Origin of the sequence: Allobosea robiniae (assembly GCF_900102525.1) — a bacterium.
In the GTDB taxonomy this organism is placed as follows: Bacteria; Pseudomonadota; Alphaproteobacteria; order Rhizobiales; family Beijerinckiaceae; genus Allobosea; species Allobosea robiniae.
This window is the reverse complement of record NZ_FNBZ01000002.1, coordinates 172,366-195,641: the sequence shown is the minus strand read 5'-3', so window position 1 is coordinate 195,641 and position 23,276 is coordinate 172,366. Positions and strand designations below refer to the sequence as shown.

Below are 23,276 nucleotides of genomic sequence, written 5' to 3'. Positions count from 1 at the left end.
GCGCGCGCCTTTTCCGCGCTCACCCGTCCGCCTCCCCGGAGATCAGTCCCATGGCCTTTCTTGCCGATGCCCTGAAGCGCGTGAAGCCGTCCGCGACCATCACGATCACGCAGAAGGCCCGCGACCTGAAAGCCCAGGGCAAGGACGTGATCTCGCTCTCCGTCGGCGAGCCCGATTTCGACACGCCGGACAATATCAAGGAAGCCGCGATCTCCGCGATCAAGCGCGGCGAGACCAAGTACACCCCGGTCTCCGGCATCCCGCAGCTGCGCGAGGCCGTCGCCCGCAAGTTCAAGCGCGAGAACGGCCTCGACTACAAGGCGAGCCAGACCATCGTCTCGACCGGCGGCAAGCACGTCATCTACAACGCCCTGCTCGCCACGCTGAACCCCGGCGACGAAGTCATCTGCGTCTCGCCCTACTGGGTTTCCTACCCCGAGATGGTCGCGCTCTGCGGGGGAACGGCGACCTATGCCGAGACCTATCTCAAGAACGACTTCAAGCTGCAGCCGGAAGATCTCGAGAAGGCCATCACCCCGAAGACCAAATGGGTGATCCTGAACTCGCCCTCGAACCCGTCGGGCGCGGCCTACAGCCATGCCGAGATGAAGAAGCTCACGGATGTGCTGATGCGCCATCCCCATGTCTGGATCCTCACCGACGACATGTACGAGCACCTCGTCTATGGCGATTTCACCTTCGTCACCCCGGCCCAGGTCGAGCCCGCCCTCTACGAGCGCACGCTGACCATGAACGGCGTCTCGAAGTCCTATGCCATGACCGGCTGGCGCATCGGCTACGCCGCTGGCCCTCAAACGCTCATCAACGCCATGGACCTCGTCCAGGGTCAGCAGACCTCCGGCACCTCGGCGATCTCGCAATGGGCCGCGGTCGAGGCGCTCGACGGCACGCAGGATCATATCCCGGTCTTCAGGAAGGCCTTCGAGCGCCGCCGCGACCTCGTCGTCTCCATGCTGAACCAGACCCGCGGCCTGAAGTGCCCGGTGCCGGAAGGCGCCTTCTACGTCTATCCCGATTGCTCGGCCCTGATCGGCAAGACCCTGCCGAACGGCAAGAAGATCGAGACGGACGAGGATCTGGTGATGGGCCTGCTCGAGACGGAAGCGGTCGCGGCCGTCCACGGCTCGTCCTTCGGTCTCGGCCCGAACTTCCGCATCTCCTACGCCACTTCGGACGAGAAGCTGGAAGAGGCCTGCCGCCGCATCCAGCGCTTCTGCGCCGAGCTGCGCTGAGCACGATGGCCAAGGGCGCCGCAACGCGCCGGATCGTTCTGGCCGGGGGCTTCATGCTCCCGGCCTCTTTCGTTTTCGGGCAATCGGCGACGACGCTTTCGCCCCGCGAGGCTCATGACGCGGCACAGGCGAAGCGCATCCTCCTGATCGATATCCGCAATGCGCAGGAATGGGCCGATACCGGCCTGCCGCAGGGCGCTCTTGCACTGGATGTCGACGCTCCGGCCTTCGAGGTCAGGATCGCCGGGCTTCGCCTCGACAACCCCAGCAAGCGCATCGTCCTGATCGACCGCACGGGTGCGCAGGCGGTTGCCGTGGCGCAGAAGCTCGCCGGACGGGGCTGGCGCGATCTCGCAGGCGTGCGGGGCGGTATGCTCGGGCCGGGCGGTTGGCTGGCCGAGAAACTGCCGGTGACAGCCTATCCCTGATCCCGCTTGGCGAGCAGGTCCGGCCGCCGTTTGCGCGTGATCGTCTCAGCCTGCTCGCGCCGCCATTTCGCGATGCGGGCATGGTCGCCGGAGAGCAGCACCTCGGGCAGGCCCCGGCCCTCCCATTCGCGCGGACGGGTGTAATGCGGGTATTCCAGCAGACCGTTCTCGAAGCTCTCGTCCTCGCCGGAGGCAACCTTGCCCATCACGCCGGGGATCAGTCGCACGCAGGCGTCGAGCAATGTCAGCGCCGCCATCTCGCCGCCGGAGAGGATGTAGTCGCCGATCGAAACCTCGATCAGGTTGCGCCCCTCGATCACGCGCTCGTCGACGCCCTCGAACCGCCCGCAGACGATGACGAGGCCAGGACCTTCAGCCCAATCGCGGACCTGTCGTTGCTGAAGCGGGCGTCCGCGCGGCGACATCAGCAGGCGCGGGCGCGCATCATCCGCCGGCACGGCCGCGTCGATCGCCGCCGCCAGCACGTCGCAGCGCAGCACCATGCCGGCGCCGCCGCCGGCCGGGTTGTCGTCGACATTGCGATGGCGGCCGATGCCGTGCTCGCGAATCTGATGGGTATCGAGCGACCACAATTCCTTGCGCAGCCCCTCGCCCGCCAGCGAGATGCCGAGCGGCCCGGGAAACATCTCCGGATAGAGCGTCAGGATCGAGGCGTGGAAGGACATGCCTTCAAGCAAAGCGCAGCGCAGGCAACCCGTCCAGCGCGGTGAAATCGCCAGCCGAGGCGATCAGGTTGTCATAACCCGCAAAGCCCTCGGGACCGAGCATGGTCAGCAGCGCCACGGCCCGCATGCCGGCACGGCGCGCCGCCTCGACGCCGAGCGGCGCATCCTCGAAGACGATGCAATCGGCGGGGTCGACCTTCATCCGCTCCGCCGCGGCCAGGAACATGTCGGGATGCGGCTTGCCACGGAAGCCCTGGCTCGGCGAGACGATCGTCGCGAAGCGCTGGCGCAGGCCGAGCGTATCCAGCACGACCTCGATATTGGCCGGCGGCGCCGCTGTCCCGACGGCCATCGGCACGCCTGCCGCCTCGGCCCGCGCGATCAGTTCGAGGAAGCCGGCAGTTGGCGTCACATGCGGCAGATAGGCCTCCCGATAGAGCGCCTCCTTGGCGTCGCTCATCGCATCGAGCTCGGCCACAACCGCCTGCGGGAAATAGGAGGAGATGATCTCGTTGCCGGCCATTCCGGCGGTGCGCGCCGCGAAGGTTTTGCGGTCGAAGGGCAACTTGTTGCTGACGTGCCAGCTCTCCCAGGCATCGTCATGGAAGCGCATATTGTCGACGATGGTGCCGTCCATGTCGAAGATCAGGGCGCGGGCCGGCCTATCGTTTGTCATCGTCGGGCTCGAACAGTCCAAGCGGCGGCTCGGCCTCGATCCGGCGCGCGGCGATGTCGATGCGCGGCGCGAAGGCCTTGGTGAAGGGCATCAGGACGGAGCGTCCGTCCGGCGTCTCGATGTCGAGCAGGTCGCCTGCCCCGTAGTTCTCGACCACGGTGACGCTGCCGAGCACAGTGCCGTCCGGCCCGACCACGCTGCAACCGATCAGATCGGCATGCAGGAATTCGTCCTCGTCCTCGCCGGCCGAGAGCTTGTCGCGGGCAACGAACAGTTCGGTGCCGTTCAGCGCCTCGGCTGCCTCGCGCGTGGTCACGCCCTTGAGCCGGGCGACGACCACCTCCTTGGCAGGGCGGATATCGGTGATCTCGAAGCTGCGGCCCTTGTCGTCCGACAACGGGCCGTAACCGGCGATACCCAACGGGTCGCCGGTAAAGGTCTTGATCCTGACCTCGCCGCGCACGCCATGCGGCGCGCCGACGATCCCGAGCAGGATGAGGTCGCTCATGTCAGCACGCCATGCCCGGCCTTGAGCCGGGCATCTCCCAAAGAAGGTTCCCGGGTCGAAGCTGCGCTTCGCCCGAGAAAGACGTGCGGACAGTCAAGCTCACGCCTCGGCGGCTTCTTCGGCAGCCGGAGCAGCGGCCTTCTCGGCCTTCTTCTCGGCGCGCTCCTTGGCCTTCTCGCCGGGAACGGCCTTGTTCGGGTTGTTGCGGGCCGGGCGCTTGGCGAGGCCGGCGGCATCGAGGAAGCGCAGCACGCGGTCGGTCGGCTGGGCGCCCTTGGCGAGCCAGGCCTGGACCTTCTCGGTGTCGAGCACGACGCGCTCGGCCGAATCCTTCGGCTTCATCGGATCATAGGAGCCGATCTTCTCGATGAAGCGGCCATCGCGCGGCGAGCGGGCGTCGGCGACGACGATGCGGTAGTAGGGGCGCTTCTTGGCGCCGCCGCGGGTCAGGCGGATCTTGAGGGACATGGGTCTTCTTCCTTTTGGTTTGACGTCTGAAGTCGGGTTGAATGGTGAAGGCTATTTCTTCTTGCCGAACGGGTTGCTGCCCAGGCCGGGCAGGCCATTGCCGCCGAGGCCCGGCAGCTTCGGCATCATCCCCGCCGGCGGGGTGACACCCTTGGGCAGGCCGGGGAAGCCGCCCGGCGGCATCGAGGGCAGACCGCCGCCCGCGCCGAGCTGCTTCTGCAGTTCCGCAAGCTGCGCCGGATCCATCTTCGAGGGGTCCGGCATGCCGGCAGGCAGGCCGCCGCCGAGCCCGAACATCGAGCCGAGCTTGCCGAGCATGCCGCCCTTCTGCTTGCTCATCATCTTCATGGCGTCGGCCATGCCGCGATGCATCTTGAGCAGCTTGTTGATCTGCTCGGCAGAGGTGCCGGAGCCGGCCGCGATGCGCTTCTTGCGGCTGTTCTTGAGCAAATCGGGATTCTTGCGCTCGGCCGGCGTCATCGAGTCGATCGCGGCGATCATGCGCTTGAACATCGTGTCGCCGACACCCGCATTGGCGAGCTGGGACTGGGCCTGCTTCATGCCCGGCAGCATGCCCATCACGCCGCCGATGCCACCCATCTTCTCCATCTGCTGGAGCTGCGCGCGCATGTCGGAGAGGTCGAACTGGCCCTTGGCCATGCGCTGCGCGGTCGCCTGCGCCTGCGTCGCATCGATGGTCTGCGCCGCCTTCTCGACGAGCGAGACGATATCGCCCATGCCGAGGATGCGGTTGGCGACGCGCGAGGGATGGAATTCGTCGAGCTCGTCGACCTTCTCGCCGATACCGACGAGCTTGATCGGCTTGCCGGTGACGGCCCGCATCGAGAGCGCCGCACCACCGCGCGAATCGCCGTCCATGCGGGTCAGCACGATGCCGGTCAGGCCGACGCGGGCATCGAAGGCACGGGCCGTGTTGACCGCGTCCTGGCCGGTCAGCGCGTCGGCGACGAGCAGCACCTCATGGGGGTTGGTCGCGGCCTTCACCTCGGCGACCTCGGCCATCAGCGTGTCGTCGAGCGTCACGCGGCCGGCGGTGTCGAGCATCACGACGTCGTAGCCGCCGAGACGGGCGGCCTCGACCGCGCGCCTGGCGATCTGCACCGCCGACTGGCCGGCGACGATCGGCAGCGTCTGCACGCCGACCTGCTGGCCGAGAATGGCGAGCTGTTCCATGGCGGCCGGGCGTCGCGTATCGAGCGACGCCATCAGCACCTTCTTCTTGTGGCGCTCGGTCAGGCGCTTGGCGATCTTCGCGGTCGAAGTCGTCTTGCCGGAGCCCTGAAGGCCGACCATCAGCACCGGCACCGGCGGCACGGCATCGAAATTGATGCTCTCGCCCTCGCCGCCCAGCGTCTCGATCAGGACGTCGTTGACGATCTTGATGACCTGCTGGCCGGGCGTGATCGACTTCAGCACCTCGGCGCCGACGGCACGCTCTCTGACCTTGTCGGTAAAGCTGCGGACGACCTCGAGCGCGACGTCCGCTTCGAGCAGCGCGCGGCGAACCTCGCGAAGAGCCGCGTTGACGTCCTCCTCGGTCAGCGAACCCCTGCGGGTCAGCCCCGAGAGGATGCCGGAGAGCCTGTCGCTCAGCGTACCGAACATGCGGACCTGCCTGCTTGCCTCAGGGAGCCTTCAGCACCTCACCTCATCGCCAAGCGGTTTCGCGCCCGAGGGCGCAATCGCGCTGTCGGGCGTTGACCTCCGGGCTCATGAAAGCGGCTTGCGCGGCCCGGTCGGCGGATGTGGTTTCGGCGATGTCGGCGAAACGGATGCGGCCTTAAAGCGGAAGACTGTTGCGAAAGTCAAGTTTGGCGATGGTTTCCCTTGCGAACGGAGCCTTCTCATGGCCGTCATTCTCGGGCTTGGCCCGAGCATCTCCTGCCGAAGCGGGCTCCTACGCCTCACTCTCCAGAGATTCTCGGGTCAAGCCCGAGAATGACGCTCCGTCTTGTTACGGAGCAGCCCCTTCCCTCACACGCGCTTCGACTTCTACACGAAATTGTGAGGCTTGGCCGCAGAATGGCCCTGATCTGACAGCATCGCTGCGCGCCCGATTCGCAAAACAAGCCGGCCCATGAAACTGAAACCCGCCTCGACCTTGCTGGCTCTCGCTCTTCTGCTCGCCGCCTGCGCCGGCGATCCGCGTCGCGAAGGCCCGCTCGATCCGCGCATGGTCGAGAAGGTCGCCGCCGTCTCGCTCGATCCGGCCCAGGCCGGGCGCATCCTCAACGCCTACCGCGCGAGCAACGGCCTCGGCCCCGTCCGGCCGGACCCGCGCCTGATGGCGATGGCCCAGCGCCAGGCCGATGCCATGGTCAAGGCCAACGCCCTCTCGCATGAGGCCGGCGGCAACTTCACCGCCCGCATCCATGCCGCCGGCGTCGACAGCGCCCGCGCCGCGGAGAATCTCGGCGGCGGCTATTTCTCGGTCGAGGAGGCCTTCGACGGCTGGCGCAAGTCGCCCGGCCACGACACCAATCTGCGGATGAAGGAAGCAACCCGCTACGGCATCGCGCTCTCCAAGGATCCGCGCACCAGCTATCGCGTCTGGTGGGCGCTGGTCGTTGCTGCCGAACCCGAAACCCGCGTGACGCTCGACGCCGGCCCGATTGCCCCCGTCCAAAGGCGTTGATGAACGGAAATTCCGAGATGACAGGAACTGGTTCTTGCAGCTAGCAATCGTGTCCTTTCATTGAGGATACAGACTACGATGGCCAAATTTTCAGGAATAGCACTCGCTTTCGCCGCTCCATTGCTGATCGCGGGCGTGACGCAGGGGCAGGCTCAACCTTGCATGACCAATTTCAGCTCCGCCGGTGTGCCGATGGTCTCGCAGATTACCTACAAAACCTGGGAGCTGACCAAGAAATCCCAAGCCGCCGTGCTGCCTATCATCACCCGGGCGATCCAGGCCGACCGCGACTTCATGGATATCCGAACCGACAAGGCGCGCGGCACGATCTCCGCCGTGCAGGAAGTCACCGGCTCGGGGCGTCCGCAGCTCCTGAAGGTGACCACCCGCAAGCAGCCCACGGGCACGCGCATCGACATCGCCTTCACCGTGCAGCCCGGCCAGATGGCTCCCGAAGCGGCCGTTCGCACGGCCCTCTGCGACTTCCTCCGCAGCGCGCTCTGAGCCGCCCTCACGCGGTTCGATTTCGCCCTTTACAAACACCCGCTTCTGGTGATGGCTCTGGTCTTTAGCGGAGCCATCACCATGACCTTCGAAGCCTGGATCGCCTTCACCGCCGCCACCGCCGTCCTCCTGGTCATCCCCGGACCGACCATCCTCCTCGTCATCTCCTATGCGCTCGGCCAGGGCTGGCGCACCGCGTTTCCGATCGCCGTCAGCGTCGCGCTCGGCGATTTCACCGCGATGACGCTCTCCATGCTCGGCGTCGGGGCCCTGCTCGCCACCTCCGCGCTGGTCTTCACCACGCTGAAATGGATCGGCGCGGCCTATCTGGTCTGGCTCGGCATCAAGCTCTTCCGCGCCGGCGGCACGCTCGACGCCAAGCCGCGCGAGGATGCCGCACCCGGCAGGAAGATGCTCGGCCATGCCTGGCTGGTGACGGCCCTCAACCCGAAGAGCATCACCTTCTTCGTCGCCTTCCTGCCCCAGTTCCTCGACACCAAAGGCGATTTCTGGACGCAGATGCTGATCTTCGAGGCGACCTTCATCACGCTCGCCTTCGCCAATGCCATGGGCTACGCGCTGATCGCCTCGCGAGCGCGGGCCGTGATCGGCAATCCCCGCGCGATCGGGCTGTTCAACAAGGCCGGTGGCACGCTGCTGATCGGCGCCGGCGTCGCCACCGTCGCGATCCGCTCTGGCAGCAACTGATCGGCCAATCGGGAGGGCGGCCTTGACGCTGCGTCGCGGCCGCCTACCTGTTCTACACCATGACCCGCCGCAAGCTTCTCTCCTTCGTTGGCCTCGGTGCATTGCTGGCTTCGACCGGCGCTGCCTGGGCCGCGATCTCCCGCTCGCGCAATCCCTATTACCAGGGCCCCGTCAGCGACCATTTCAACGGGCTCGTCTTCAGCGACGGCCGCACCGTGAGCAAGGGCCTCGCCGACGTGCTGCGCTGGCAGACCGGCAAGCGCGAGCGCGAGGCCTTCCCCCTCGCCTATCAGGCGCCGCCTCAGGACAAGCCTCCGGCCCGCGTCGAGGGCGTCAGGATCGTCCATCTCGGCCACGCCTCCTTCCTGTACCAGGCAGCCGGCCTCAACCTGCTGATCGACCCGGTCTATTCGCTGCGCGCCAGCCCCTTCTCCTTCATCGGCCCCAGGCGCGTGAACGCACCGGGAGTCGCCTTCGCCGATCTGCCGAAGATCGACGCCGTGCTGATCACGCATAACCATTACGACCATCTCGACATCGAGACGCTGGCCCTGCTGCATGCCCGCGACCGGCCGCGGATGATCATGCCGCTCGGCAATGACTCGATCGTCCGCGCCCGCATCCCCGACGCCCGCGCCGAGGCGCATGACTGGAATGACCGGCTCACCCTCTCGGACGCCGTCGCGGTCACGCTGGTGCCGAGCTATCACTGGTCGGCGCGCGGCGCCTTCGACCGGCGCATGGCGCTGTGGTGCTCCTACATGCTCGAAACGCCGGCCGCGAAGATCTTCCATATCGGCGATACCGGCTACCATGACGGCTCGCTCTACGAGGACCTTGGCAGCAGGCACGGGCCGTTCGATCTCGCCGTGCTACCGATCGGCGCCTACGAGCCGCGCTGGTTCATGTCGGACAACCACATGAACCCTGACGAGGCGGTCAAGGTCATGCTGGCGCTGCGGGCGCAGCAGGCGATCGGCCATCACTGGGGCACCTTCCAGCTCACCGACGAGGGCGTCGAGCGCCCGCCGGAGGCGCTGAAGGCCGCGCTCGCCGAAGCCGGCCTGCCGGAAGAGCGCTTCAGACCGATGCGGCCGGGTTTGAGCTGGAACGTGTGACCGGCTGGACCTCCGCGTCATTCTCGGGCGAAGCACAGCTTCGACCCGAGAATCTCAGGACGGGAGGCCGCTGGTTTCCGAGATGCCCGGGTCAAGCCCGAGCATGACGCTGATCACTTGGGCTGGACGTAGACGTTGATCTCGAGGTTCGGATCGCCAGGGTCCTTGAGGTCGCTGACATATTCCTCAAGGAAAGCATCCTTCACCGTGATGCTCTTGGCTTCGAGATAGGCCGTGATCGTCTCGTAGGTGGAATCGATGTCGTCATAAGGCGCGACATGGAGGAAGCGCAGGGCCTTGCCCATCGGTGAGGCGCTCAATTTCACGCCGCCGCCGAATGCGGGAGCCTGCCCTCCGGCGGGCGCGGCAACCGGCAGCATCGCATCGAAGCGAAAGCCGTCATCCGTCGTCTCGACGAACAGCGCCAGCGGACGGCCCGCGACGGGCAGGCCCGCCTTCTGCGCTTCGGCGCGCAAGGCGTTGAAACTCTCCGACAGTTTCTGGAACCCCTGGTCCCAGCTTGCCTGCCCCGAAAGGAGCAGGACGGGCTTCGCAGCCAGCGTGATCTCGTCGATATCGCTGGCATCGCCGCGTTTGCCGGCAAGCGTCGCGTTGGGATCAGGCACGCCCGTCTGCTGCTGCACGGGCGGCGCCGGCAGAGACTGGCCCGGAGGCGGCAGGGTCGGCGGCGGCTGCACCGGCTGCGGTTCGGCCGGCCCCGGTAGCGTCGGCGCGGGCTGCACCGGCTGCGGCGTTACCGGATTCGGCGGCGGCGGGGCCGGCTGGACCGGCTGCGGCCCCGGCTGGGCCTCAGGCACGGGAGAAGGCGGCGTCTGCGCCGGAGCTGACGGCATCTGGGCGGGGCTGGCGCCGGGCGGTGGTGCCAGAGGCGCGGTTTCGACGGCGGTCGGTGGCGCCACGCGCGCCTGGGCAAAGACCATTCCGCTCGACAAACTCGCCAGGCCGGCAAGCGTCAGAACACAAATCCGGGAATACCGCATCATGACGGCCCTGAGTTTCACGCGATTCGCGCCCTTGCGGCGCAACATAGAATGTCCACCTTCTCCTAGGGAACGGGGACGAGGGTGGCTTTTTCACGTCGTCTCCGCCATAGACCCACTATTCACGGGACGTGTGACCAAATGAACGCTCTGGCCAATCGCCGGTTCCTGAAGATGAACGGGCTCGGTAACCAGATCACGGTGCTGGACCTGCGCGGCACCAAGCATGTCATCAGCGAAGCGGAAGCCCGCGCCATCGCCTCCGAGCCGCGCGCCCGCTTCGACCAGCTCATGGTCCTTCACGATGCCGCGACGCCCGGCACCGACGCTTTCGTGCGCATCTACAACACCGACGGCTCGGAGGCCGGCGCCTGTGGCAACGGCACGCGCTGCGTCGCCTGGGCGATGATCGCCGATCCTCAGATGGGCGATGCCGACAAGATCCGGCTCACCCTCCAGACCAGGGCCGGGCTGCTGCCGGCGGTCCGCGAGGGCGAGGTTCTTTTCACCGTCGACATGGGCGCGCCGCGTCTTGACTGGGATGAGATCCCGCTGGCCGAGCCCTTTGAGGATACCGCCCGCTTCGAATTGCAGATCGGCCCGATCGACGATCCGATCCTGCACACGCCCTGCGCCGTCAACATGGGCAATCCCCACGCGGTCTTCTTCGTCACAGACCCCGACGCCTACAATCTCGAACAGATCGGCCCGCTGCTCGAGAACCACCCGATCTTCCCCAACCGCGCCAATATCGAACTCGCCGCCGTGAAGGCGCCGGATCATATCGTGCTGCGCGTCTGGGAGCGCGGCGCCGGCATCACGCAGGCCTGCGGCTCGGGCGCCTGTGCGGCACTGGTTGCGGGCGTCCGCCGCGAGCTGACCGCCCGCAAGGCCACCGTCAGCCTGCCCGGCGGCGATCTCGCCATCGAATGGCGCGAGCGCGACGGCCATGTCCTGATGACCGGCCCGGTCGAATTCGAATGGGAAGGCACGCTCGATCCGGCGTTGTTTTCGAGCGCCGCGTAATGACCCTGGAGGTCGTCACCTTCGGCTGCCGCCTCAACATCGTCGAGAGCGAGGCACTGCGGCTTCAGGCCGAAGCGGCCGGGTTGAAGGACGCTGCGATCGTCAATTCCTGCGCCGTCACCGCCGAGGCGACCCGGCAGGCACGGCAAGCCGTACGCCGCCTCAAGCGCGAGCAGCCGGACAGGCCCGTCATCGTCACCGGCTGTGCTGCGCAGATCGAACCGGCCCGCTTCGCGGATATGCCGGAGGTCGATCGCGTCCTCGGCAACGACGAGAAGCTGCGACCCGAGAGCTGGTCTGCCCTCGCCCGTTCCAACAGCCTCGGCCAGCCCGATATCTCTGCGGCGGACAAGCTCGATGTCGGCGACATCATGGCTCGCACGGCCTTGCGCGCTCCGGTCACCGGCCGCTTCACGAGCCATACGCGCGGCTTCGTCCAGGTCCAGAACGGCTGCGACCATCGCTGCACCTTCTGCGTCATTCCCTTCGGCCGCGGCAATTCGCGCTCGCTCGCCATCGCCGATGTCGTCGCGCAATGCCGCACCCTGCTGGAGGCCGGCGCCCGTGAGATCGTGCTGACCGGCGTCGACCTCACCAGCTACGGCCGCGACCTGCCGGACCAGCCAACACTCGGCGCGCTGGCGGGAGCGATCCTGCGCGCCCTGCCCGACCTGCCGCGCCTGCGCCTCTCCTCGATCGACGCGGTCGAGGTCGACGATGCCCTGCGCGACCTGCTCGCGACCGAGGCACGCCTGATGCCGCATCTGCACCTCTCGCTGCAGGCCGGCGACGACCTCATCCTGAAGCGGATGAAGCGCCGCCACGGCCGCGACGACGCCATCCGCTTCTGCGCCGAGATCCGGCGCTTACGCCCCGATATCGTCTTCGGCGCCGATCTCATCGCCGGCTTCCCGACCGAGGACGAGGCGATGTTCGCCCGCTCGCTCGACCTCGTCGAAGCCTGCGGCCTGAGCTTCGTCCATGTCTTCCCCTATTCGGCCCGCCCCAACACGCCGGCCGCGCGGATGCCGCAGCTTTCGGGAGAGATCGTCTCGGAGCGCGCCGCAAGGCTGCGTGCTGCGGCTGGGGCGGCACAGGCACGCCATCTCGCCGAGCGCATCGGCCGTCCGCTCAGCGTCCTCACCGAACGCGGCAATACCGGCCGCGCCGAGGATTTCACGTTGGTTCGCTTTGCCCGTGACGTCGCGCCGGGCGAGATCGTGCCGGTGATCGGCCATGCCGCCGACAACAAGGCCCTTCTCGCGGCCTGAGCGCATTTGCGAGGGAATAGCCGCCTCGGTCGCCGATGGGAGGAGGAGTGACCGAGGCGGCAGAGCCATGCCCGGAATGGCAGACCCAATCTTTAGACGCGGCAACCCGCCAAAAGGTTCAAAGCCTCACACGACAACGGAACCGCGCACGCGCTGGACCTGATTGTTGCAGTATCCCCGCGGATTCCAGACCGGTTCCAGCGGCTGGACACCGCCCTCGGCATCGCGCGCCCGCGCCATGACGACGAACGACCCGGGCTGTCCGGCAACAATCTCCGTATCGAAGCGTTGCCAGGCGAAGCGCCCCTCGCCGGCCTGCAATGCGACATCCTGCCAACTCTCGCCGCCATCGCTGGAGATCGCGACCGATTCCAGCGGAACCGCTCCGCTCCAGGCGAAGCCCGCGACCTTCAATCGCTCGCCTTGCTTCGCAACGAAACCGTCGAGCGGCGCTGTGATGAGCGATTTCACCGGCATGTCGGTGATGACAGCGAAATTCGCCGGATCGAGGGGCTCGCCGGGGCGCACCGGCAGGATTGGCAGGCGGTAATCCGTCCCGCGCATCTTCTCGCCGTCATGCTCGACATCGCGGAGCGTGATCCGGTCCAGCCATTTCTGCCAGGCCGAGCCGGGATAGCCCGGCGCGACGATCCGCAAAGGCCCGCCATGCAACCGCGGCAGCGGCTCGCCGTTCATGGCGAAGGCGATCAGGGTTTCCGGCGCCACCGCCTTGGCCATCGGCAGGCCGCGGGACAAAGCCGCCTTCTCCGGCTTGCCGATCTGGCGGTCCGGTGCGTGATGGGCGGTATAGACCGCGCCCGGCCTGGGGCCGGCATGTTCCAGAATGTCCGCCAGCCTGACCCCGGTCCAACGCGCGCAGCCGACGGCGCCGAGCCGCCATTGCAGCCCGTCCGTCGCCGGCGAAAAGCGAGAGCGACCATTGCCGGCGCATTCTAGGACAGCGGTGAGCGTCACGGTTTCGAAACGCTGGCGCAGGCCTTCGACGGTCCACACGGCCGGGCGCTCGACCTCGCCATCGATGGTCAGCGTCCAGCCGCTCTCGTCGATCTCCGGCAGATGGCCGTTGTTGCGGATGAAGAAGGCATCGACCGGCGTGATCGGCTCGCCGAGCAGGGCGAGCGCCGGCTCGGCGTTCAACGCCTCTTCCTCATAGACATGGAGGCCGGGCTTCAGACGGCGTAGCAGCGGCAATTCGGTAAGGCGGTGGGGCAAGCGGCGAGGATCTCCGGGGGCGCGAGACGGTCACCCGTCCCGGCGAAAGCCGACAAGAGATGGCACGTTGCCCGACCGGCTGTCGACCGTCGCCCAGCGTCAGCGCCTGGCGACGACCTCCTCGCGCAGCGCCCGGCGCAGAACCTTGCCGACATTGGTCTTGGGCAGGCTCTCGCGGAAGAAGATCTGCCTGGGCACCTTGTAGCCGGTGAGGTTCTCCTTGCAGTAGGCCCGCAGCGCATCCGTCGTCAGGGTCGGGTCCTTGCGTACGACGAAGGCGGTCACCGCCTCGCCCGAATGCTCGTCGGGCAGGCCGATGACAGCCGATTCCAGCACGCCGGGATGCGAGGCCAGCACGTCCTCGACCTCGTTCGGATAGACGTTGAAGCCGGAGACCAGGACCATGTCCTTCATCCGGTCGACCACCTTGGTCTGTCCGTCCGGCAGCATGATACCGACGTCGCCGCTGCGGAAATAGCCGTCGGCGGTCATCGCCTTGGCGGTCTCGTCCGGGCGGTTCCAGTAGCCCGCCATCACCTGCGGCCCGCGGATGCAGATCTCGCCGGCCTCGCCGAGCGGCATGTCGTTGCCCTCGGCGTCGCGGATCGCGATCTCGGTCGAGGGAATCGGAAAGCCGATCGTACCGCTGAACTCGGTGATATCCGGCCGGTTGATGGTGGCGACCGGCGAGGTCTCCGACAGGCCGTAGCCCTCGATGATCGGGCGCCCGGTCACCGCCTTCCACTGCTTGGCGACCGCGGCCTGCGTCGCCATGCCGCCGGCGACCGCGAAGCGCATCTCGGAGAAGTCGACTTCCTTGATCTCGGGATGGTTGGCCAGCGCGTTGTAGAGCGTGTTGACCCCCGAGAAGAGCGTGAAGCGGCTCGCCTTCAGCGTCTTGATGAAGCCGGGTATGTCGCGCGGATTGGCGATCAGCAGGCTCTTGGCGCCGATGCGCAGCAGGAACATGCAGCAGCAGGTCAGCGCGAAGATGTGGTAGAGCGGCAGTGCCGTCACCATGACGTGCTGGTAGTCGCTGCGGCCGAGCGGCGGCTCCAGCATCCATTCGAGCCAGAGGCCGGCCTGCTGGACGTTGGCGGCGACATTGCGATGCGTCAGCGTCGCGCCCTTGGCGACGCCGGTTGTGCCGCCGGTATATTGCAGGAAGGCGACATCCTCAGGCGCGACCGTCACCGGCGTCATCCGGGCACCGCCGTGCAGGATCTGCTGGAAACCGATGGAGCCGGGAAGACCGTAAGGCTTCACCACCTTCTTGACCCGGCGCGCGACGAAATTGACGATCTTGCCCTTGAAGCCCATCAGGTCGCCGGCCGTGGCGATGACGATGGCGTCGAGCTTCAGGTTCGGCTTCGCCTCCTCGACGACATGGGCGAAGTTCTCGATCACCACGAGCACCCGCGCCCCGGCATCGTTGATCTGATGCGTCAGCTCGCGCGCCGTGTAGAGCGGATTGACGTTGACGACGGTAAAGCCGCCGAGCAGCACGCCGAAGATCGCCGCCGGATAGGCCAGGATGTTCGGCATCATCAGGGCGACGCGATCGCCTTTCTTCAGGCCCTGCGCCTGCAGCCAGCCGGCGAAGGACTCAGCGGCGCGACGCGTCTCGGCGAAGGTGATCGTCTTGCCGAAGCTCTCGAACGCCGGCCGATCGGCATGGGTCGAACAAGCGGAGCCGATCAGGTCAGCCAGCGTCCCGATCCTGGCATCGTCGAGCTCCGGCGGCACGGCCGGCGGATAATGCGCAAGCCACGGGCGCGAGGCATTCCTGGCCTGCGTGGCGCCAGTCGCAGTCATCGTTCCCTCCAGTTGCCCGGTTGACCGCCTCACGGCGGGTTCCGATGCATTTTCATGATCATACAGTGCGGAACAGCAGCCGACAGCGCAAGCGCCGACCGTCACCGACCGTCGAATGTTTACATCTAAACAGTTCGCACCGCACGAAATCAAGCCCAAACCGGGAGCCGAATGACGGCTCCCGGAGGGCAGGATGGGCCTGAGGCAGGATCAGCGCGCTTGCGCGAGGGTCAGCGCCTGCGCGGAAACCACGGCCTCGGCCGGCTTGCCGGCAAGCTCCGCCAGGTGATCGAAGCGCGCGCTGAACGAGCCGACGCCCGAGGTGGCCGAGCGCAGCTCGACGATCAGGCCGGTCATTTCGGCTTCCGGCACCAGCGCCTTGATCTGGTCCCAGCCACGCCAGCCGGCGCGCGTGTCGTAGCCGAGGATCTGCCCGCGTCGGCCCGAGATCAGGGCCGAAGCCCGCGACATCGCCTCGGAAGGGATGACCACATCGACCGACAAGATCGGCTCGAGCAGCACCGGCTTGGCCTGCGGCATCGCCTCGCTCATCGCCAGCCGCGCCGCCTGCCGGAACGCCATGTCCGAGGAATCGACAGTGTGATACGAGCCGTCCGTCAAGGCGACCGCGACATCGACGATCGGGAAGCCCAGCGGCCCCTTCTCGCAGAAATCGCGCATGCCGGCCTCGACCGAGCCGATATACTGGCGCGGCACGACACCGCCGGTGATCTTGTCGACGAACTGGATGCCCTCCCCGCGCGGCAGCGGCGCCACCTCGATCACCACGTCGCCATACTGGCCATGGCCGCCGCTCTGCTTGCGATGCCGGCCCCGCGCCCCGGCCTGGCCGCGAATCGTCTCGCGATAGCCGACCTGCGGCGTCTTGCTCGTCACCGTCACGCCATAGCGACCGGCGAGCTTTTCGAGCGCCACGCGCAGATGCATCTCGCCCTGGCCCGACAACCGGGTTTCGCCGAGTTCCGGCACCTGCGTCACCGCAAGCGCCGTGTCCTCCTCGGTCAGGCGCTGAAGCGCCGCCGCCAGCCTGACATCGTCCTTGCGGTCCTTCACGGCGATGGCGAAGGCGTGGACGGCCTCGGGCGGCGGGACCGCGCTGACCACGCCCGCCCGCGTCTTGCCGAGCATGAAGGCCTCGCCCGTCGCGATGCCGTCGAGCTTGGCGAAGCCAGCGACCTCGCCCTCCATCGCCGCCGGCTTGCGGCTCTGCTCCGCCCCCTTCAGGGCGAGGACACCGGCGATGCGGGCTTCCGCCCCGCCGGACGAGGTCACGACATCGCCCTCCGTCAGCCGTCCGCGCATCACCCGCGCCAGCGAGACCTTGCCACCCTGGCTCGAATGCCAGGTCTTCATCACCTGGGCGAGCGGCGGCCCCTCGGCGAGGATGCCGGCGCGCCCGCGTGTCTCGGCGAGACCGGGCGCCTCGTGCCTGAGCGCCTTGAGCAGGCGCGTCACGCCATTGCCGCGCTCGGCCGCGCCGATCAGCACCGGCACGACATGGCGATGCTGCAACTCGCGGGCGAGATCGTCGAAGACACGGTCGCGCGGCGGCTCCATGTCGCCCAGCAACTCCTCCATCAGGTCGTCGTCGTAATCGGCAAGCCGCTCCAGCATCGAGAACCGCGCTTCCTTCTCGCGGCCGGCCTCGTCGACGGCCAGCGGCACGATCTCGCTCGGCGCATGCTCGCGGTAGATGAAAGCCCGCTCCAGGGCGAGGTCGATGAAGCCGACCGCGATGCCCTTCTGCCAGATCGGGATCTGGCGCAGCAGCAGCGGCGTCCGCGAGGCCCGTTGCAGGATGCCGAGCGTCTCGCGCACCCGGCGCGAAGCCGTGTCGATCTTGTTCAGAAACAGGAAGCGCGGGATGTCGGCCTCCTCCAGTTCGCGCAGCACGAGCTCGAGCGCCGGCGCCTTCCTGTCATCCGCCTCGCAGACGACGACGGCCGCATCCACCGCCGGCAGCACATGGCGCATCTCGTGCAGGAATTCGACCGAGCCCGGGCAGTCGATGAAATGGAAGGTATCGCCGAGGAAATCGACGGCCGCGACCGTGGGCTCCGTGCTCATCTGGTGCGCGCGGGCTTCCGGCGCCGCATCGCCGACCGTGTTGCCGCCCTTGACCGTGCCGGTGCGGGTCAGTGCGCCGCATCGCATCAGGATGCTTTCGAGCAGCGTGGTCTTGCCGCTCTGGAAGGGGCCGACGATCGCGATGCATCGCGGCCCCGCGCGTCGGGTGCCGTCTGCGGAACCGCCATTCTGAGCCGATGCAGGCATGACTTCCTCCTTCGGGGCTGGCCGCGATGGAGGAGAGGTTCGAGCGGCCCCGGCTCCGGCGCGGTGGAAACCGGCGGGAACCGCGAATGCGCTCACGCCGGATGGGCGGCGGTCGCTCGGGCCCGACAGGGTCGGGCGGCCGTCGGAGAGGCAGTTGAGGAGAGGTTCGCGCCGATCGGGAACGGACGCAAGCGCTTTGTCGGCGCGGTCGCGGCGAACGGGCGAGGCTCGGACCGTCACCGATATCGGAACGACTATCGCTCCGCCGAGACCCATGATTTCATCGGGAGATCCGCCGGGTTGCACGCACGAGAAGCGAGCCGGCACCTGCACGCTCCCTGCGTCTCCGAAGCGGGGAACCTGAAGGATCGCCGGACATTCTATGGGCGGACCGCCGCAGCGGCCGTAGGGATGCATGGAGACAGCCGATGCCCGAGAATGCTTCGCAAATGGACCTGGACGAGCGCATCGCCCTCCTCCGGCGCAATATCTCCGAACTGATGGAACAGGCGACGGGAGCCTCCGGCGCCGCCGTGGAGGAAGCACTCGCCAACCGGCTCGGCGAGCAGCAGGACATGCTCAACGAACTGCTGAAGAAGCGTGAGGCGATGGGGTAAAGGCGTCGAGGCACCCGCCGTCAGAGATTGCGCCGCTCGCCGCGAAGCGTCGCGAGGCCGATGCCGGCGGCGTCGAAGCCGCCATCGACGGCCAGGACCTGCCCGGTGATATAGCTCGACCGGTCGGAGCAGAGGAAGAAGATCGCCTCGGCCAATTCCTCCTCCAGCCCGTAGCGGCCGAGCGGGACGGCATCGCGATAATCCGCCCGGATCTCGGGGCTGTGCACCGCCTTGGCCATCGCCGTCTCGACCGGCCCCGGCGCGACTGCGTTGACGCGGATGCCCAGGCCCGCGAGTTCGACCGCCTGCTGCTTGGTGAGATGGGCCAGCGCCGCCTTCGAGGTGCCGTAGGCGACGCGCAGGGTCGAGGCGCGCAGGCCCGAGATCGAGGTGATATTGACGACGGCACCGCCGCCATTGTCCGCCATCGTCCGCGCCGCGAGCTGCGTCGCCAGGAACGGCCCGGTGAGATTGACCGCCAGCACCCGCTGCCATTCGTCATGGCTGGTTTCGAGCATCGGCTTGAACACCGCCGTGCCGGCATTGTTGACGAGGGCATCGAGCCGTCCGAAGCGCTTGGCCATGCCGGCGAAGGCCGATTCGAGCTGGGCGGGCATGGCCACGTCGCAGGTCAGCACCAGCGTCCGCTCCGGCGTGGCGATCTCGGCCGCAGCCCGTTCAAGCCCGGCGCCATCGATGTCGAGCAGGCCGACCTGCCAGCCTTCGGAGAGGAAGCGCTTGGCCGTGGCGAGGCCGATGCCGCGCGCGGCGCCGGTCACGAGCGCGGTCTTCGGGGTGGCATCGGTCATGGCGTGTCGTCCGGTGGCGTGTCGGGTCCGCAAAGGCTATGCACGCCGGCAGCGCCGCCAACAAGCCGGCATTGCCGCTCGACAAACGCCACCAGCTCCTGTAAGGCCCCGCACTCAACTGAAAACAGCGCGCCGTAACGCCCGCGTGAACACACGCGACAACGGCCATGGAGAGACCCATGAACATCATCGAACAGCTCGATGCCGAGCAGATTGCCAAGCTGAGCGAAGGCAAGGCCATTCCCGCCTTCCAGCCCGGCGACACCGTGCAGGTCAACGTCAAGGTCAAGGAAGGCGAGCGCAGCCGCGTCCAGGCCTATGAAGGCGTCGTGATCGCCCGCAACGGTGGCGGCCTCAACCAGAGCTTCACCGTTCGCAAGATTTCCTATGGCGAGGGCGTCGAGCGCGTCTTCCCGCTGTTCTCGCCGAACCTCGATTCGATCAAGGTCATCCGCAAGGGCAAGGTGCGCCGCGCCAAGCTGTATTACCTGCGCGATCGTCGCGGCAAGTCGGCCCGCATCGCCGAGCGCGTCGATGCCAAGCCCGCCAAGGGCCAGAAGGCCGCCGGCAAGTAAGCCGAAGCCTCAGCGCAAAAAGATTGGAACGCGGTCCTTCGGGGCCGCGTTTTTTATTGCCGTGGATCGAAACAGTCATTCTTAAATCGCATATCAAATGGCTTTATTGTCACTTGATATGCGCTATGCGCGCATATAAGTATGACAATCATTAGCATGCTATTTATGTTGCCCCTATGGACCTCATCCAGCTTCAGGCCGCGTTCACCGGCGAGCTTGCCGCCGTCAACCGCAAGCTGAGAGCGCTTGTCGACGAGCGTGCCCGCGGCATGGGCCTGACCCTGTCGCGGGCACGCCTGCTAATGGAGCTCGCGCGGGAAGACGGCCCGATCCAGTCCGACCTCGCCGGCCTGCTCGACATCGAGCAGCCGACGCTGGTCCGGCTCCTCGACGGGCTGGAACGCAACGGCATGATCGAGCGCCGCGCCGTCGAGGGCGACAGGCGCGCACGCCGCGTCTTCCTGACCGAAAGCGCCCGGGCACAGGCACAGGACATCCTGAATTTCCTCACCGAACTGCGCGCCGGCATCCTGCAGGGCATCGCGCCGGAAGAGCTGGAAGCCGCGCTCGACGTCCTGCGCCGCACCTCGCGCAACATCGCCGCCGGGCGGAGCGCCGCCCCATGAGCACGCCCGAAACCACCGCTGCGCCTGCTGCCGCGCCCCCACCGGCGGGGCTCACCATGCCGCCGGCCCGCGCGCTCGCCTATATGCTGGCTTCGGTGACACTGGCCATGACCCAGCAGATCGGCGCGAACCTGGTCAACACCAATGTCTACCAGATCCAGGGCGAGCTCGGCGCCACCCTCGCCGAGACCAACTGGCTGATCGCCGCCTATATGGCTCCGAACGTCTCGCTCTCGATCGCGCTGATCAAGATCCGGATGCAGTACGGCCTGCGCAACTTTGCCGAGATCAGCCTCGCCGGCTTCGTCCTCGCCGCCTTCCTGAACCTCGTCTTCGTCCATGACCTGCCATCGGCCGTGGTCGTGCGGTTCATGAGCGGCATGGCGGCGGCGCCGATGTCCTCGCTCGCCTTCTTCTACATGATCGAACCGCTGCCGCCGCAGAAGAAGCTCACCGTCGGCCTGTCGCTGGCGCTGACCAACACCACGCTCGGCATCCCGGTGACGCGCCTGATCTCGCCCTGGCTGCTGGAGCTCGGCGGCTTCCACGGGTTGACGCTTTTCGAGATGGGCCTCGCCATGGTCGCCTTCGGCTTCGTCTACGCGTTGCCGCTGACCACGCCGCCGCGCGTCAAATGGATCGGCCCGCTCGATATCGTCAGCTACCTGCTGATCGCGATCGGCTTCGGCGCGATCGCGGTCGCGCTGAGCCTCGGCCGGATCTACTGGTGGTTCGAGGCCCCCTGGCTCGGCTGGCTCTTTGCCTGCGCCGTGATCTGCCTGACACTGGCGGTGATCGTCGAGCTGCATCGCGACAGCCCGCTCATCGACATCCGCTGGCTGACCAGTCCGGCGACGCTGCATTTCGCCGGTGCCATCCTCTTGATGCGCATCGTGCTGGCCGAACAGACGGTCGGCGCCTCGAATTTCTTTCAGGCGCTCGGCATCCAGAACGAACAGACCATGCCGCTCTACACGATCATCCTCTGTGCGATCCTGGCCGGCGGCGTCACCTGCGCGCTCCTGCTGAGGCCCGGTCGCGAGAACTGGTTCTACGCCACCGCGCTTGCCTGCGTCGCTCTCGGCGCCTGGCTCGACAGCGGCGCCACCAGCCAGACGAGGCCGCACGATATCCGGCTGAGCCAGGCGCTGGTCGCCTATGGCTCCGGCCTCTTCCTGCCCGCGGCGATGGCGCAGGGCATGGGCGGCGCGATCGCGCGCGGCCCGATCTACATCCTGAGCTTCATCACCGTCTTCCTGTTCACGCAGAGCATCGGCGGGCTTCTCGGCTCCGCCCTCTTCGGATCCTTCATCACGCTGCGCACCAGTTTCCATTTCAACATGCTGGCGGAGCATTTTGTCCTGTCCGACCCGCTCCTGACCCAACGCCTCAATCAACTCGGCGCCGCCTATAGCCATGTCCTGAGCGACGCGACGCTGATGCGGGCGGAAGGCGTGACCCTGCTCGCCCAGCGGGCGACGCAAGAGGCGATCGTGCTCGCCTATAACGATGCCTTCATGCTGATCTCTGCCATTGCCAGCCTCGCCCTTCTCGGACTCCTCTCTCACCTCACCTATCTGCAATTGCGCAAGCGCGCCGCCGCGCCCGCTCCTCAACCCGTCTCCTGACCGTCCAGCCCGTCATGCCCCGCACCCTCCGCTCCGTCTCGACCTATATCGCGCTCGCCATCGGCCTCGCCGGCCTCGCCGTGATCCTCTACGCTTGGCGGCTGCCGCCCTTCTCCAGCGCGATAGAAACCACCGAGAACGCCTATGTCCGTGGCCAGGTCACCGTCATCGCGCCGCAGCTCGCCGGCTATGTCGCCGAAGTGCCCGTGCAGGATTTCGCCGCGGTGAAGCGGGGCGACCTGCTGCTGCGCATCGACGATCGCATCTACGCCCAGAAGCTGGAGCAGGCCCGCGCCGGCCTCGCCGCCGAGCGCGCTGGGCTCGCCAATTCCGACCAGTCGCGCGCCGCCGCCGAAGCCCGCCTGCGCGCCGCCGTCGCCAATGTCGCCAGCGCCGAGGCGGCCTTACGCACTGCGGAGGCGAACTGGGGCCGCATCGAGCCGCTGCGCGAACGCGGCGTCGTCAGCCAGACCTCGACCGACCAGAGCCAGCAGGCGCTCGACCAGGCCCGCGCCGCGATCACCGCGACCAATGCCGCCGTCGACGTCGCCCGGCAGGATATCCAGACCGCGATCGTCAACCGCCAGTCGCTGGTCGCAGCGGTCGAGGGCGCCGAGGCTGCCGTCCATCTCGCCGAAATCGACCTCGGCAATACCCGCATCATCGCCCCGCAGGACGGGCGGCTCGGGGAAGTCTCGGCCCGACTCGGACAATATGTCTCGGCCGGCACGCAGTTGATGGCGCTGGTGCCGAACCAGGTCTGGGTCGTCGCCAACTTCAAGGAGACGCAGCTCGCCGGCATGCGCGCCGGCCAGCCGGTGAGCTTCACCGTCGATGCCCTGCGTCACGCCCGCCTGACCGGCAAGATCGAGCGCTTCTCGCCGGCAGCCGGCTCCGAGTTCAGCGTCATCCGCCCCGACAACGCCACCGGCAACTTCATCAAGATCGCGCAGCGCGTGCCGGTGCGCATCGCCGTTGACCCCGACCAGCCTCTCGCCGAACGACTGGCGCCCGGCATGTCCGTGGTGGTCAGCGTCGACACCTCTGCGTCACGCTGATGGCGCGGCTGCAACGGCGCCGATTGTCCGGCTTGATTGGAACTGCTAAACAGTAGCCATGTCGCCGTGTGAGCATCATTTGCAGCGCTTCAGCGTCGTGCAGGGAGAGGGCCATCTGCCGCCCCTGCCGACGACGCAGGATTTTGCCGCGCTGCACGACCATGCCCGGCTGCCATGGCGCTTTTTCGGCCGCTTTACCGCCTCGATTGCCGCAGGCCTTACCGGCGCCTGAGACCGGCCGCTTCCGCGCGGCCGGCGACAGGCGAACCGTTTTTGCGTGCCGGCCAAAGCGAGCCGGCGCATCAATCTTCACGCAG

24 protein-coding genes are annotated in these 23,276 nt (G+C 67.3%); 14 read left to right on the top strand and 10 right to left on the bottom strand.

Going from position 1 to position 23,276, the window contains the following annotated elements:
* The first annotated feature begins 50 nt into the window (after positions 1–50).
* Entirely contained in the window at positions 51–1,253 is a 1,203-nt protein-coding gene (locus BLQ70_RS06575; protein ID WP_091856331.1) for a pyridoxal phosphate-dependent aminotransferase, read from the top strand.
* A gap of 5 nt (positions 1,254–1,258) precedes the next feature.
* A complete protein-coding gene (locus BLQ70_RS06570; protein ID WP_091856330.1) occupies positions 1,259–1,681 on the top strand; it encodes a rhodanese-like domain-containing protein in 423 nt (140 codons plus the stop codon).
* On the opposite strand, the gene trmD is transcribed toward BLQ70_RS06570, so the two are convergent.
* From trmD to ffh, 5 genes are all read right to left on the bottom strand, one after another.
* Positions 1,672–2,367, bottom strand: coding sequence for a tRNA (guanosine(37)-N1)-methyltransferase TrmD (gene trmD, locus BLQ70_RS06565; protein WP_170843335.1), 696 nt, complete (start codon positions 2,365–2,367; stop codon positions 1,672–1,674). The two genes, BLQ70_RS06570 and trmD, sit on opposite strands and share 10 nt — an antisense overlap.
* 4 nt (positions 2,368–2,371) lie before the next feature.
* A complete protein-coding gene (locus tag BLQ70_RS06560) occupies positions 2,372–3,043 on the bottom strand; it encodes an HAD family hydrolase (RefSeq protein WP_091856328.1) in 672 nt (223 codons plus the stop codon).
* A complete protein-coding gene (gene rimM / locus BLQ70_RS06555; RefSeq protein ID WP_091856327.1) occupies positions 3,030–3,551 on the bottom strand; it encodes a ribosome maturation factor RimM in 522 nt (173 codons plus the stop codon). The genes BLQ70_RS06560 and rimM overlap by 14 nt, the downstream gene beginning before the upstream one ends.
* Positions 3,552–3,650: 99 nt before the next feature.
* Positions 3,651–4,019 (bottom strand): 30S ribosomal protein S16, encoded by a 369-nt coding sequence (gene rpsP, locus BLQ70_RS06550; protein ID WP_061969352.1) that lies wholly within the window; start codon positions 4,017–4,019, stop codon positions 3,651–3,653.
* Between the two features lie 51 nt (positions 4,020–4,070).
* The gene (ffh, locus tag BLQ70_RS06545) at positions 4,071–5,645 is read right to left on the bottom strand and encodes a signal recognition particle protein (protein ID WP_061969355.1); all 1,575 of its coding nucleotides are present in this window, start codon (positions 5,643–5,645) and stop codon (positions 4,071–4,073) included.
* Between the two features lie 472 nt (positions 5,646–6,117).
* Here ffh and BLQ70_RS06540 point away from each other — a divergent pair, with 472 nt between their 5' ends.
* The 4 genes from BLQ70_RS06540 (at position 6,118) to BLQ70_RS06525 (ending at position 9,005) form a co-directional block, all read left to right on the top strand.
* Positions 6,118–6,675, top strand: a complete 558-nt coding sequence (locus BLQ70_RS06540; protein ID WP_091856326.1) for a CAP domain-containing protein — start codon at positions 6,118–6,120, stop codon at positions 6,673–6,675.
* 78 nt (positions 6,676–6,753) lie between these two features.
* On the top strand, positions 6,754–7,179 hold the full coding sequence (locus tag BLQ70_RS06535; protein ID WP_139163497.1) for a hypothetical protein: 426 nt from the start codon (positions 6,754–6,756) through the stop codon (positions 7,177–7,179).
* A gap of 81 nt (positions 7,180–7,260) precedes the next feature.
* Positions 7,261–7,887: a LysE family translocator gene (locus BLQ70_RS06530; RefSeq protein WP_091856325.1), complete on the top strand. Its 627-nt coding sequence runs from the start codon at positions 7,261–7,263 to the stop codon at positions 7,885–7,887.
* Positions 7,888–7,946: 59 nt separating this feature from the next.
* Positions 7,947–9,005: an MBL fold metallo-hydrolase gene (locus tag BLQ70_RS06525; RefSeq protein WP_091856324.1), complete on the top strand. Its 1,059-nt coding sequence runs from the start codon at positions 7,947–7,949 to the stop codon at positions 9,003–9,005.
* A gap of 113 nt (positions 9,006–9,118) precedes the next feature.
* Here BLQ70_RS06525 and BLQ70_RS26115 read toward each other — a convergent pair whose 3' ends face one another.
* Positions 9,119–9,946 (bottom strand): GyrI-like domain-containing protein, encoded by an 828-nt coding sequence (locus tag BLQ70_RS26115; protein ID WP_139163496.1) that lies wholly within the window; start codon positions 9,944–9,946, stop codon positions 9,119–9,121.
* Positions 9,947–10,147: 201 nt separating this feature from the next.
* On the opposite strand from BLQ70_RS26115, the gene dapF reads away from it, so the two are divergent.
* The gene (dapF, locus tag BLQ70_RS06515; protein WP_091856323.1) at positions 10,148–11,032 is read left to right on the top strand and encodes a diaminopimelate epimerase; all 885 of its coding nucleotides are present in this window, start codon (positions 10,148–10,150) and stop codon (positions 11,030–11,032) included.
* Positions 11,032–12,303 carry a tRNA (N(6)-L-threonylcarbamoyladenosine(37)-C(2))-methylthiotransferase MtaB gene (gene mtaB, locus BLQ70_RS06510; protein WP_091856322.1) on the top strand — a complete coding sequence of 424 codons (1,272 nt, stop codon included), beginning with the start codon at positions 11,032–11,034 and terminating at the stop codon, positions 12,301–12,303. The genes dapF and mtaB overlap by 1 nt, the downstream gene beginning before the upstream one ends.
* A gap of 126 nt (positions 12,304–12,429) precedes the next feature.
* Here mtaB and BLQ70_RS06505 read toward each other — a convergent pair whose 3' ends face one another.
* The 3 genes from BLQ70_RS06505 to BLQ70_RS06495 form a co-directional block, all read right to left on the bottom strand.
* A complete protein-coding gene (locus BLQ70_RS06505; RefSeq protein WP_091856321.1) occupies positions 12,430–13,536 on the bottom strand; it encodes a sulfite oxidase in 1,107 nt (368 codons plus the stop codon).
* Positions 13,537–13,635: 99 nt separating this feature from the next.
* A complete protein-coding gene (locus BLQ70_RS06500; RefSeq protein ID WP_091856320.1) occupies positions 13,636–15,351 on the bottom strand; it encodes an AMP-binding protein in 1,716 nt (571 codons plus the stop codon).
* Between the two features lie 210 nt (positions 15,352–15,561).
* On the bottom strand, positions 15,562–17,646 hold the full coding sequence (locus BLQ70_RS06495) for an elongation factor G (RefSeq protein WP_091856319.1): 2,085 nt from the start codon (positions 17,644–17,646) through the stop codon (positions 15,562–15,564).
* A gap of 428 nt (positions 17,647–18,074) precedes the next feature.
* On the opposite strand from BLQ70_RS06495, the gene BLQ70_RS06490 reads away from it, so the two are divergent.
* Positions 18,075–18,263, top strand: coding sequence for a hypothetical protein (locus BLQ70_RS06490; protein WP_061969378.1), 189 nt, complete (start codon positions 18,075–18,077; stop codon positions 18,261–18,263).
* A 20-nt stretch (positions 18,264–18,283) separates the two neighbouring features.
* Here BLQ70_RS06490 and BLQ70_RS06485 read toward each other — a convergent pair whose 3' ends face one another.
* The gene (locus BLQ70_RS06485; RefSeq protein WP_091856318.1) at positions 18,284–19,072 is read right to left on the bottom strand and encodes an SDR family NAD(P)-dependent oxidoreductase; all 789 of its coding nucleotides are present in this window, start codon (positions 19,070–19,072) and stop codon (positions 18,284–18,286) included.
* 179 nt (positions 19,073–19,251) lie between these two features.
* Here BLQ70_RS06485 and rplS point away from each other — a divergent pair, with 179 nt between their 5' ends.
* The 5 genes from rplS to BLQ70_RS25570 all read left to right on the top strand — a co-directional run bounded on the left by rplS (position 19,252) and on the right by BLQ70_RS25570 (position 23,191).
* Positions 19,252–19,647, top strand: a complete 396-nt coding sequence (rplS, locus tag BLQ70_RS06480; RefSeq protein ID WP_091856317.1) for a 50S ribosomal protein L19 — start codon at positions 19,252–19,254, stop codon at positions 19,645–19,647.
* Positions 19,648–19,823: 176 nt separating this feature from the next.
* Entirely contained in the window at positions 19,824–20,273 is a 450-nt protein-coding gene (locus BLQ70_RS06475) for a MarR family winged helix-turn-helix transcriptional regulator (RefSeq protein WP_061969384.1), read from the top strand.
* A complete protein-coding gene (locus tag BLQ70_RS06470) occupies positions 20,270–21,901 on the top strand; it encodes an efflux MFS transporter permease (protein WP_091856316.1) in 1,632 nt (543 codons plus the stop codon). Before BLQ70_RS06475 ends, BLQ70_RS06470 begins: the two co-directional genes overlap by 4 nt.
* A 14-nt stretch (positions 21,902–21,915) precedes the next feature.
* Positions 21,916–22,959, top strand: coding sequence for an HlyD family secretion protein (locus BLQ70_RS06465; protein WP_091856315.1), 1,044 nt, complete (start codon positions 21,916–21,918; stop codon positions 22,957–22,959).
* A 79-nt stretch (positions 22,960–23,038) separates the two neighbouring features.
* Positions 23,039–23,191 carry a hypothetical protein gene (locus BLQ70_RS25570; RefSeq protein WP_156407152.1) on the top strand — a complete coding sequence of 51 codons (153 nt, stop codon included), beginning with the start codon at positions 23,039–23,041 and terminating at the stop codon, positions 23,189–23,191.
* The last annotated feature ends 85 nt before the right edge of the window (positions 23,192–23,276 follow it).